The sequence below is a fragment of the Streptomyces sp. 35G-GA-8 genome, assembly GCF_023534745.1.
Taxonomy (GTDB): Bacteria; Actinomycetota; Actinomycetes; order Streptomycetales; family Streptomycetaceae; genus Streptomyces.
In genome coordinates this window covers 73,443-85,017 of the sequence record NZ_JAMHJQ010000022.1, presented here as the reverse complement: position 1 = coordinate 85,017, position 11,575 = coordinate 73,443, and the positions used below count along the sequence as shown (strand labels likewise).

Here is an 11,575-nt window from a genome sequence, read left to right as displayed (position 1 = left end):
GGGCTGGAGGATGAGCGGGCGAATTGTCCGTGCCCGTCGGTGCCAGTCCGTGCCCGTCCGTGCCTGTCGGTGCCTGCCGGTGTCAGAGGCCCAACAGCCAGCGTCCCCCGCCGACCAGGGAGCAGAGCGAGACGGCGTGGAAGAGGAACAGCCACATCGCGGGCGGCGCGTGCGTCAGCCGGCCCAGCTGGTCCGCGTCGGAGTCCCCGGCGCCGCCGTACCGGCGCTTCGCCTGGAGCTCGAAGGCGGGACGTACGCCGCCGAGGAGCAGGAACCAGACGGCGGTGTACGCGAACGCCGACTGGACGTCCGGACCGGTGAGCCCGGAGATGAGCAGGAAGGCCGCCCCGGTGACGATGACCGTGAGCGCGCCGTAGGCGTTGCGGATCATCACCAGCATCGCGAGCAGCAGCGCCGTCGCCAGCCAGAGCAGCAGGGTGATGTGGTGCGCGGAGAGCAGCCAGGCGCCGCCGAGACCGAGCAGCGGCGGGGCGGTGTAGCCCGCGGCCGCGGTGAGGATCATGCCGGGGCCGGTCGGCCTGCCCCGGCTGACGGTCAGGCCCGAGGTGTCGGAGTGCAGCCGGATGCCGTCGAGGCGGCGTCCGGTGACCAGGGCTATCAGCCCGTGGCCGCCCTCGTGCGCGATGGTTATCGCGTTACGGGAGAGCCGCCAGAGCGGACGCGGTACGACGGCGACGAGCGCGACGACCGCCGTCACGACCACCAGCCAGTCGTCGGGGGCGGGCTGGGTGCCGAAGACGCGATCCCACAGATCGCCGATGGAGGCGGAGTCGAAACTGACCATTGCTCGGGCGGCTCCTCAGCTCGGTGGCGTCGTGGCGGTGTCGTGGCAGTGTGGCACCGACGTGCCATACGTAGGAAAACGCCGTCATGCCTCATGCCGGTTCCGCCCGCGGGGATCCCTGGGCAAGGAATTCCCGGGCACGGAATCCCCGGGCACGGAATTCCTGGGCATGCCTCCGGGCCGGGAACTACTGTCGCGGGCATGGTCGAACACGATGCCCTCGGTGCCACCCGCCAGGCCTACGACGAAGCCGCCGCCCTCTACGCACAGCTGTTCCGCGACGAGCTGCGTGACCTGCCCTTGGACCGGGCGATCCTGAGCGCCTTCGCCGATTTCGTGCGTGCGAGCGGGGACGGCCGGGTCGCGGACCTGGGCTGTGGGCCCGGCCATATCACGGCCCATCTCGGCGAGTTGGGGCTGGCGGCGTTCGGTGTCGACGCCTCCTCGGAGATGATCGGGCTGGCCCGACAGACGTATCCGGCCCTGCGGTTCGACGTGGGCTCGATGGCCGCGCTGGACCTCGGCGACGGCGCGCTGGGCGGAGTGCTCTCGCGCTGGTCCATCATCCACACTCCGCCGCGAGAACTTCCCGTCATCCTGGCGGAGTTCCACCGCGTGCTGGCACCAGGCGGCCATCTCCTGGTCGGCTTCTGGGCCACCGATGATCCGTCCCACCCGACGCAGTCCTTCGACCACCGGGTCGCGCGGGCGTATCGCTGGTCGCCCGATCATCTCGCCGCGATGCTGCGGGAGTCCGGACTGGCGGAGGTGGCGCGGATGGTTCGCGAGCCCGAGCCCACCGACCGGCGCCAGTTCCAGGGGATATACCTGCTGGCCCGTAAGGCCGCCTCGCGCTGTAGCGCCTGATCGCCCGGGTCCGCGGACGCGGCGGAGGAGCCACGGGTCCTCCGAGGCGCCCGCGGACCCCTGCCTGTTCGGCGTAACCTGGGCCGTCGCAGGCCAGAGGAGCGGTTGAGGATGTGCGGCAGGTACGCGGCGAGCCGTCGGCCCGAGGACCTTCAGGGAGTCTTCGGCATCGAGAAGTGGGAGCCCGAGGAGACCCTCGCCCCCGACTGGAACGTGGCTCCGACCAAAGAGGTCTACGCGGTTCTGGAACGCCCCGTGAAGGAGGCGGCGGACCCCGGTCCTGTCCGTCAGCTGCGCAGACTCAAGTGGGGACTCGTACCGTCCTGGGCCAAGACGCCCGAGGGCGGGGCGCGGATGATCAACGCGCGCGCCGAGACCGTGCACGAGAAGCCGTCGTTCCGGCGGCCCTTCGTCTCACGGCGCTGCATCCTCCCCGCCGACGGCTACTACGAGTGGGTCACCGGATCCGATGAGCGGCAGCTGGAGGAGCGGGGCAAGAAGAAGCGGCCACGCAAGCAGCCGTACTTCGTCACACCGGCCGACGGCTCGGTCTTCGCGATGGCCGGACTGTACGAGTTCTGGCGGGACCGCACGCTGCCGGACGATCATCCATCGGCCTGGTGGGTGACCTGTTCGGTGATCACCACCGAGGCGGAGACGACCCCGCTGGCGGTGGCTCCGGCCGAGGGCCCCGGAACGCTGGCGGAGATCCATCCCCGGATGCCGCTGATGCTGACGCCGGACCGCTGGGACGCCTGGCTGGACCCGGCCCGTACGGACCCCGACGAACTGCGCGAGCTGCTTGCCCCGCCGCCAGCCGGGCTGATGCGGGCGTATCCGGTCACGACCGCCGTCAGCAATGTCCGTAACAACGGGCCCGAACTGCTGGAGGAGCTGCCGGCCCCGGAGGAGAGCACGCTCTTCTGACGCGACGGCCGCCGGCGCCGGTCGTGTCGGCGTTCGCGTCGGCGTTCGCGCGGTGAAGTGGCCCTGTGACGGAGGATGGCCCTGTGACAAGCGACACGACAGCCGAGCCGGACCGGGGGATCGTCGAGACCCCCGCCGGGGACGCCCGGATCACCTGGCATCGCGCGAAGCGCCCCCGCCGCGTCCTCGCCCTCGGCCATGGCGCCGGTGGCGGGATCGAGGCGCGCGATCTCCGGGCCCTGGCCGCCGCGCTACCCCCGCTCGGGGTCACCGTCGCTCTGGTGGAGCAGCCCTGGCGGCTGGCGGGCAAGAAGCTGGCGCCCGCGCCGAAGACCCTCGACACCGGCTGGCGCGCGCTCTGGCCCGCGCTGGAGAAGCCGGGCGTGCCGGTCGTCGCGGGCGGGCGCAGCGCCGGGGCGCGCGTGGCCTGCCGTACGGCGCGCGAGCTGGGCGCGCACTCCGTACTGGCCCTGAGCTTCCCGCTGCACCCGCCGGGCAGGCCGGAGAAGTCCCGCGCCGCCGAGCTGCTGGAAGCGGGCGTGCCCACCCTGGTCGTCCAGGGCGGGAACGACCCCTTCGGCAAGCCCGCCGAGTACGCCGAGCTGCCCGGGGGCGCTCCGGGGGGCGCGTACGAACTGCTGGAGGTGCCGGGCGCCGACCACGGATTCGCCGTGCCCAAGCGCGCGCCCCTGTCGCAGGACGAGGCCCTGGACATCATCACCGAGGGCGTCGCCGCCTGGCTCGCCGTGCCGGACGGGACCCGGTGAAACCCCTGGGGGAATGACTGGCGCGAGGTCGCTGTTGTGAGAGTCATCGGTAGACAGAGCACGAGAGGGAGTCCGTCGTATGGGTTCGACCATCTGCCCGCGCCGCTCAGACGCCACTGACCTGGAGTGGACGGTGCTTTCCGCGGCCAAGACCGCTTCTGTTCGGGCGGCCGGCGGGGCGGACCGGCAGGCCCCGTCGCATCAAGGTCGACTATTCTCCGATTCGAGTGGGTCCGCATTCGGCCCCGCCACATCGTTGGAGGAGGTGGGTCCGGTCACTGGGACCGACGGAGCGACCGACGACGGCCACATCGAAGAGACCACCGCCGAGCGCAATGCCCGTTTCGAGAGGGACGCTCTGGGCTACCTCGACCAGATGTACTCGGCCGCCCTGCGCATGACACGCAACCCGGCCGATGCCGAGGATCTGGTGCAGGAGACCTATGCCAAGGCGTACGGCTCCTTCCACCAGTTCCGTGAGGGAACGAACCTCAAGGCCTGGATGTACCGCATCCTCACGAACACATTCATCAACTCGTACCGCAAGAAGCAGCGCGAGCCCCAGCGCAGTGCCGCCGAGGAGATCGAGGACTGGCAGCTGGCGCGCGCGGAGTCGCACATGTCGACCGGTCTGCGCTCCGCCGAGTCGCAGGCGCTCGACCATCTTCCGGACTCCGACGTGAAGTCCGCGCTCCAGGCGATTCCCGAAGAGTTCCGTATCGCCGTGTATCTCGCCGACGTAGAGGGCTTTGCGTACAAGGAGATCGCGGACATCATGGGAACCCCCATCGGTACGGTCATGTCACGACTGCACCGGGGCCGCCGTCAGCTGCGGGGCATGCTGGAGGACTACGCCCGTGAGCGCGGGCTCGTCCCGGCGGGTGTCGGAGAGTCGTTGGACGATCGGAAAGGTTCGGACTCATGAGCTGCGGAGAGCCGCATGAGACGGATTGCGCCGAGGTCCTCGATCATCTCTACGAGTTCCTCGACCACGAGATGCCCGACAGCGACTGCACCAAGTTCGAGGTGCACTTCGAGGAGTGCTCCCCGTGCCTGGAGAAGTACGGCCTTGAGCAGGCCGTGAAGAAGCTGGTCAAACGGTGCTGCGGGCAGGACGACGTACCGGCCGATCTGCGGGCCAAGGTCATGGGACGGATCGATCTGATCAGGTCCGGACAGGCCGTGCCCGAGCATGAGGTGTCGGCGGCGGGAGCGGATCTCCCGGGCGTCGCCAAGGAGTAGGGCCCAGGCCCTGTCCACGCGAGCAGGGCCCAGGCCCTGTCCACGAGACGAGAAGGCGTATCGCGCGGGGCGCGGTACGCCTTCACGCATGCGCGCGTACGCGCGCGTCCCCGCGCATGACTCTGGCCCGCGTACCCACCGTATGTCCGCGTATATCACCGCTGTCACCCGAAGGTGCTAATCGGCGACAAGCGCCGGATGGCCGCCCTCCAACTCGCTAGCCTGACCGTCTGTTTGGGCCGGGCCGAGAAGGGGGGAATACGCCGTGAGGGCCATTCCGGTGGCGGCGCGCGTCTACATTCTGGGTATCGCGCTCTGCGCCGCCCTCTGTGTCCGTCCCGCGCTGCGCCCGGACACCCCCTGGGAAGTGGTGGCACTGCTCGCGGCGCTCTACGCCTGCTGTGAACTGCCCGGCCGCTTCCGCCGTCCGGGACGCTCGGTGAGCGGTGCCGCACCCGTGGTCGCCGGATCGTTCTTTCCCGTGCTGCTCGCCGCCGCCCTGCTGCTGCCGCCCGCCGCCGCCGCGCTGGTCGCCGTGCCGGGTGCGCTGCTCGGCCGGATCGAGCAGCGGCCGAGCGGCGCCCGGCGGATCTGGCGCGCGGCGCAGCTCACCGTCGCCACCTGGGCGGCGGCCCGTGCGCAGCTGCTCTTCGGCGGTCCCGTCGCACTCGGCGGCGGAGGGTACGGACTCACGACGCCCGACTTCCCGTATGTGCTGCTGCCCACGGGCGCCGCGGCCCTCGCCTTCTGCCTGGTGCTCTCGGCGCTGGACGGCGGCATCCTGGTCACCGCCGAGCGGCTGCCGCTGCGCGGCGCCTGGCGCGGGCTGCTGGGGCGCTCGCTCGCCCCGCTCGGCGCGCACGGGCTCGCCGGGCTGATGATGGCCGTCCTGTGGCGCAGCCCCTTCGGGCCGCTCTCCGCGCTCTTCGTCCTGCTGCCGATGTACATCTCCTGCTGGGTCTTCGCCCAGTACCACCGCGAGCGCGCCGCCCACCAGGCCACGATCCGGGCCCTGGTGCAGGCCGTGGACATCAAGGACCGGTACACCCGCGGACACAGTGAGCGGGTGGGGCACGCCTCCGTGATGATCGCCCATGAGCTGGGCATGGAGAGGGAACGGATCGAAGTGCTCCGGTTCGCCGGGATCCTGCACGACGTCGGCAAACTCGGCGTCCCGACCCGGGTGCTGCGCAAGGACGGCCCGTTGACGCCCGAGGAGCGCCGGGTGATCGAACTGCACCCCGAGTACGGGCACGAGATGGTGCGCGGCATCGGATTCCTCGGCGAGGCGCGGTCCGCGATCCTGCACCACCATGAACGGCTCGACGGCACCGGCTATCCGTACGGACTCGCCGGGCAGCGGATCCCCGAATTCGCCCGGGTGGTGGCCGTGGCCGACGCCTTCGACGCGATGACCTCGACCCGTTCGTACCGGCGGGGGCGTCCGGTGCCCACCGCGCTGGCGGAGCTGGAGCGGTGCGCGGGGACGCAGTTCGATCCGCGGGTGGTGCGGGCTCTGGCGCGGGCGCTCGACCGGCACGGCTGGCAGACGGTGGTGACGGCGGACGAGGCCGGGCCACCCCCTGCCCCTGCCGTCCTTCCCATGCCAGCCACGGCCGGGCGCGGAAACGTCCCTCCTGTCCGGACCAGCGGTGTCGGCCGTGCGCCCCATGCCGGGCGCCCCGCCGGCACCGGCCGGAGCAGGGGCGGTGGCGGGAACGGCTGGAGCGGCGGGAGCGGCGGGAACGGGTGGAGTGGCGGGAGTGGCGGGAGATGACCTCGGCCGCGGTCGGGGCGCCGGCCGCCCGGCGCCGTCCCGTCTCCCGCACCGTCGTCGCGGTGTACGGCGCGGCGGCGCTGCTGACCGCCGCCGGGCTCGGCTCCACGATCCTGCACGGCCTCGCCGACCCCGGGATCGCGCTGGCCTTCGGCGTACTCATCGCCGTCGGTGAGCTGGCCCGCTGGGGCGCGCTGCCCGGTGAGCGGGAGCCCGCGCCGGTCGCCGCCGCCGGCGCCCTCGCGTACGCGCTGCTCGGCGAGAACGCCGGACAGCCGGTCGGCCACGGCGTGCTCCAGACCGTGACCGTCGTCCTCGTCGCCGCGCTCGTCGGGGCCGTACCGCATGTCGCCAGGAGGCGCGGGCCCGCGCTCGACCACATGGTGAGACGCGTTCTCACCGTCGGCTTCGCCGCCTGCTGCTTCCAGCCGCTCTACGACTCGGCCGAGCTGCGGGAACGGTTCGGTGCGGGCCCCGGCTACGCGATCCTCCTGCTCCTGCTGCTGGTGCTCACCGCGCTCTGCGACGCCGTACTGGCCGCGCTCGTCCTGCGGGCCCGCACCCGCCACCCTTTCGGGCCCCTGCTCCGCGACGAGCTGCGCGCGCTGCTGCACATCGGCTCCGCCGTCTGTGCCACCGGAGCGGTGATCGCGCTCGGGGTCGCCGTCGCCGGGCTGTGGGCGCTGCCGGTGTTCTGTGTGCCGCTGCTGCTGACCCAGCTGTCCTTCCGGCGGTACGCCGCGGTGCGCACGACGTACCGGCAGACGATCGCCTCCCTCGCCCGCGCCACCGAGATCGCCGGATACACCCCCCAGGGCCATGCCCGCAGGGTCGCGGAGCTGAGCCTGGCCGTCGGGCGTGAGCTGGGGCTCTCCGGTCCCGAACTGACCGTTCTGGAGTATGCCGCCCTGATGCACGACATCGGCCAGCTGTCCCTCGTCGATCCGGTGCCCGACGGCGCCACCGCCCTGCTGCCGGTCGCCGAGCAGCGGCGGATCGCCCTGCTCGGCGGCGCCGTGGTCCGCCAGACCGGAGTGCCCGCCGCCGTCGCCGTGGTGGTGGAGCGGCAGGCGGATCCGTACCGGGAACAGCCGATGTCCGCCCGGATTGTCCGTGCCGTCAATGCGTACGACGATCTGACAGGGGAATGTGCCACTGCGAGTGGACCGCTCAGCGCGCTGGAGCGGCTCCGGCTCGGGACGGCGCACGACTACCAGCCCGAGGTGGTGGAATCCCTGGCGCGGGTGCTCTCCCGAGGGCGGTCGGGACCCTGGTCCCACGGGGTAACCCATGGGTAATGAGCGGGCGTCCGACCGAGCATGGTTGGATGCGAAGAAGAGCAAGATGTGGTGTCCGGGGGCACTGACCCGAACGACCGGCAGGCGGGAATCGTGAGGATCTTCGGGAAGGTACGGCATCGGCCCTCCGCCTCGTGGCGGCAGGCCACCGACCGCGCGTTCACGCTGATCGGTGACGGCCGGTACGAGGACGCGGGGGCGCTGCTGACGCGCGCCGCCGATCTGGAGCCCTGGCTCTCCGAGTCCTGGTTCAATCTGGCGCTGCTGCACAAGTTCCGGCACGACTGGGAGCAGGCGCGCGCCGCCGGGCTGCGCGCCGTCGCCCTGCTGGACAAGGAGACCGGCGCGCCCGACTGGTGGAACGTCGGGATCGCCGCCACCGCGCTCCAGGACTGGCCGCTGGCCCGCCGCGCCTGGCAGGCGTACGGACTGCGGGTGCCCGGCAATCCGCACACCGTCGAGGCCAATGGCGAGCCCGACGGCATGGAGCTGGGCAGCGCCGCCGTCAGGCTCTCGCCGGAGGGCGAGGCCGAGGTGGTCTGGGGCCGCCGGCTCGACCCGGCCAGAATAGAAGTGCTCTCGATCCCGCTGCCGTCGTCGGGCAGGCGCTGGGGCGAGGTCGTCCTCCACGACGGCGTACCGAACGGTGAGCGTACGACCGCGTCCAGCCCGGACGGCGCGACCCGCGCCTATCCGGTCTTCGACGAGATCGAGCTGTGGGCCCCCTCGCCCGTGCCCACCTGGGTGGTGCTTCTTGAGGCGGCGACCGAGGAGGACAGGGACGCCCTGGAGCGGCTGGCCGCCGACGCGGGATTCGCCGCCGAGGACTGGTCGTCGTCCGTACGACTCCTGTGCCGGGCCTGCTCCGAGTCCCGGATGCCGAGCGCCGAGGGCGACGGCGAGCATCTCGATCCGCACGACCACAGCGAGCCGGGCCATCCGGGGCCGCTGGGCCACCGTACGGCCGGCGATCTGTGGTCCCCCGAGCGCGAGTGCGGGATCGCGGCGCCTGCGGCGCTGGTACGGGGCCTGCTGGACGGCTGGGTCGCGGACAGCCCGGACACCCGCGAGTGGCGCGATCTCGAAGAGGTCTGCTGAAGGTTTCGGCTGTCCCGAAAAAGTCCGCCGAAGGTTTCGCCCCCGTCTCTCCCGGGATGCCTGCCGGACACCGTCGGCGGTGGGAGATCCGCGCGCCCGTCTGCCGAGAACATGCTGAGACCCCCCGAGACCTGCCCTTAGGCTGTATGGGCACATCGCACGGATCGTGCAGGCAGCATCGGGTACCGAGGAAGGCGTACTGCGGACATGGCGCAGCAGGAGACGGACCAGCGGATCGACAGTGGGACCCCGGTGGCGGAGCCGGGGGACGGGTTCGTCGTGGACACGGAGGACGCCGAGGCGCGCGAGCTGGCGCACCGCGAGCGCGGGACGTCCCGCCCGATCACCGTCGTCGGGAACCCGGTGCTCCACAAGGAGTGCAAGGACGTCACGGAGTTCGGTGACGAGCTGGCCGCGCTGATCGACGACATGTTCGCCAGCCAGCACACCGCCGAGGGGGTGGGCCTGGCCGCCAACCAGATCGGTGTGGACCTGAAGGTCTTCGTCTACGACTGCCCGGACGACGACGGCGTACGGCACGTCGGCGCCATCTGCAACCCGGTGCTGGAGGAGCTGCCGCCCGCCGAGCGCAATCTCGACGACTCCAACGAGGGCTGCCTCTCCGTACCGACCGCGTACGCGTCGCTCCCGCGCCCCGACTACGCGGTGGTGCGTGGTCAGGACGCTCAGGGCAAGCCCGTCAGGGTGCGCGGCACGGGCTACTTCGCCCGCTGCCTCCAGCACGAGACGGACCATCTCTACGGGTATCTGTACATCGACCGTCTCTCGAAGCGCGACCGCAAGGACGCGCTCCGGCAGATGGCGGAGAACACCCCGCGCTACGAGACCGTTCCCAACCCTTCCTGAGGAAACGGATCCGCGTAGGGCGGCGGCGGCACGACCGCGTGGTGGTACTCCTCCCAGATGAGCGGGGGAAACGCGCTGCCCCGCTCGGAGGCGGGGCCGCCCACACCCCGCATGGGAAGCAGATGCGGGACGTCCGGCTTGGTACGGAACATCGTGACCGACGTGCTCAGTTCCTTGGTGGTGCCGATGAACCAGGCTGATTTCATCCGGTCGTTGGGACCCGTCCTGGCGGCCCGGACCGAGTAGAAGGCACCCCCGTTCTTCGGCGGTCCGAGGGCGCTCCAGCCCACTTGCTGGAGCGCCCCGCCGACGATCGCGGCCACTTTGGGGTCCATCGCGCGCCGCGGCCGGGGCTTCTCGAAGCCGTCGACCGCGACACCGTCCCGTTCGACCTTGGTCACCGAGTACGGCTCGGTCGCCCGGCCCTCGTTGATGAATGTCGTATAGGCGCTGGCCAGCCGGACGGCGCTGGGGGTCGAGGTACCGATCGAGAACGTCGGTTCCAGCTTCGCCATGCTCTCCTCGCGCAGCCCGGCGGCGACCGCCAGCTTCTTGACCGTCTTCAGCCCGACCCGCTTGCCCGTCCGCACGAACGGGGTGTTGTCCGAGTCCACCAGGGACTGGTCGAGGTTCAAGGCCGTCATCGGCGCGTCCGTCGGTACGGACCCCACCGTCCCGCCGCGAGCGGCCCGCGCGGCCTCCAGCTGCCGGGCGCTGGCCTGCTCCAGGGCGGCGGCGTACACGAAGGGCTTGAACGCCGAGCCCGCGGGCACGCCCGAGGTGTCCGCGTTGTTGCTGAAGTGCTCGATGGCGTCGGAGCCGCCGTACACCGCGACGATCGCCCCGTCCTCGGGCCGTACGGAGGCCGCGCCGACCTGCACATGCCGGTCGGCCGCGCGCTTCTTGGGATCGAGGCGGTCCGCGCGCACCTTCTCGACGGCCTTGGTCAGCGCGCGCACCTTGTCCTTCTCGAAGGTGGTGTGGACGCGGTAGCCGCCACCGGCGAGATCCTTGTCCGTCAGCCCGCCGCGGCTCTTGATGTACTTGTTGGCGATGTCGATCAGATAGCCGATCTGCCCGGCCTGGCTGGTCGGTTTGACGGGGGGCTTCGGCTCCGGGAACTTCTTGTACTTCGCGCGTTCCCCGGCGCTCATCGAGCCGGTCTCGACCTGGCGGTCCAGGATCCAGCTCCACCGCTTCACGGCGCGCTTGTGGTTGGCGGGGCCGAGCGCCGGGTCGAAACTGTCCGCGCCCTTGAGCAGCGAGGCCAGCGCCGCGCCCTGACTGGGGTTCAGATCCTTGGCGGGGACGCCGTAATACGCGTACGAGGCGGCCTGGACGCCGTACGAGTCGCGGCCGAACCACGAGGTGTTCAGATAGCCCTGAAGGATCTCCGACTTGGACCGCTGATTGCTGACCTTCAGGGAGAGGAAGAGCTCCTTGACCTTGCGGGTGACGGTCTGGTCCTGGCTCAGATAGGTGTTCTTCACATACTGCTGGGTGATCGTGGAACCGCCCTGCGTCTCCTCGCCCTTGACGATGTTCACGGCGGCGCGGGCGATGCCCTTCACCGAGACGCCCGAGTCGCTGTAGAAGTCCGCGTTCTCCGCCGCGATGACGGCGTTCCGGACGGACTCGGGCACCTGCGCGAGGGTGATGTCCTGCCGGTTCGTGTCGCCCACGCTCACCATCCGGCTGCCGTCCGCCCAGTAGTAGACGGTGGCCTGCCGGCGCGCGGAGGCGTGCTCGTCCGGGATCTCGACGTTCATGTAGAGGGCCACGAACAGCACCGCGAGCGCGCCGACGGAGAACAGTGACAGGCCGGAGACCAGCTTCAAGGAGGGCATCCAGCGCCGGAAGCCGCGTCGGCCGCGTCGGGGGAAGTCGATCCAACGGCGGCGTCGTTCACGGTGGTTGACCGGGGCGT

The 11,575-nt window shown here is 71.2% G+C and carries 11 protein-coding genes; 9 read left to right on the top strand and 2 right to left on the bottom strand.

Features of this window, described 5'->3' with window-relative positions:
- Positions 1–82: 82 nt before the first annotated feature.
- On the bottom strand, positions 83–805 hold the full coding sequence (locus M1203_RS35325) for a M50 family metallopeptidase (RefSeq protein ID WP_249953944.1): 723 nt from the start codon (positions 803–805) through the stop codon (positions 83–85).
- 201 nt (positions 806–1,006) lie between these two features.
- On the opposite strand from M1203_RS35325, the gene M1203_RS35320 reads away from it, so the two are divergent.
- From M1203_RS35320 to def, 9 genes are all read left to right on the top strand, one after another.
- A complete protein-coding gene (locus tag M1203_RS35320) occupies positions 1,007–1,672 on the top strand; it encodes a class I SAM-dependent methyltransferase (RefSeq protein WP_249953943.1) in 666 nt (221 codons plus the stop codon).
- A 111-nt stretch (positions 1,673–1,783) separates the two neighbouring features.
- Positions 1,784–2,599, top strand: a complete 816-nt coding sequence (locus M1203_RS35315; RefSeq protein WP_249953942.1) for an SOS response-associated peptidase — start codon at positions 1,784–1,786, stop codon at positions 2,597–2,599.
- An 83-nt stretch (positions 2,600–2,682) separates the two neighbouring features.
- Positions 2,683–3,366, top strand: coding sequence for an alpha/beta family hydrolase (locus M1203_RS35310; RefSeq protein WP_249953941.1), 684 nt, complete (start codon positions 2,683–2,685; stop codon positions 3,364–3,366).
- 265 nt (positions 3,367–3,631) lie between these two features.
- A complete protein-coding gene (locus M1203_RS35305; RefSeq protein ID WP_249953940.1) occupies positions 3,632–4,291 on the top strand; it encodes a sigma-70 family RNA polymerase sigma factor in 660 nt (219 codons plus the stop codon).
- Positions 4,288–4,608, top strand: a complete 321-nt coding sequence (rsrA, locus tag M1203_RS35300; protein WP_249953939.1) for a mycothiol system anti-sigma-R factor — start codon at positions 4,288–4,290, stop codon at positions 4,606–4,608. Before M1203_RS35305 ends, rsrA begins: the two co-directional genes overlap by 4 nt.
- Before the next feature lie 265 nt (positions 4,609–4,873).
- Positions 4,874–6,385, top strand: a complete 1,512-nt coding sequence (locus M1203_RS35295; protein WP_249953938.1) for an HD-GYP domain-containing protein — start codon at positions 4,874–4,876, stop codon at positions 6,383–6,385.
- Positions 6,382–7,683 (top strand): HD-GYP domain-containing protein, encoded by a 1,302-nt coding sequence (locus M1203_RS35290; protein ID WP_249953937.1) that lies wholly within the window; start codon positions 6,382–6,384, stop codon positions 7,681–7,683. The genes M1203_RS35295 and M1203_RS35290 overlap by 4 nt, the downstream gene beginning before the upstream one ends.
- A gap of 93 nt (positions 7,684–7,776) precedes the next feature.
- Positions 7,777–8,781 (top strand): hypothetical protein, encoded by a 1,005-nt coding sequence (locus M1203_RS35285; RefSeq protein ID WP_249953936.1) that lies wholly within the window; start codon positions 7,777–7,779, stop codon positions 8,779–8,781.
- Positions 8,782–8,988: 207 nt separating this feature from the next.
- Positions 8,989–9,648: a peptide deformylase gene (gene def / locus M1203_RS35280; protein WP_249953935.1), complete on the top strand. Its 660-nt coding sequence runs from the start codon at positions 8,989–8,991 to the stop codon at positions 9,646–9,648.
- Here def and M1203_RS35275 read toward each other — a convergent pair.
- Complete coding sequence (locus M1203_RS35275) at positions 9,621–11,495, bottom strand: transglycosylase domain-containing protein (protein ID WP_249953969.1); 1,875 nt, start codon at positions 11,493–11,495, stop codon at positions 9,621–9,623. The genes def and M1203_RS35275 overlap by 28 nt on opposite strands.
- Positions 11,496–11,575: the final 80 nt, after the last annotated feature.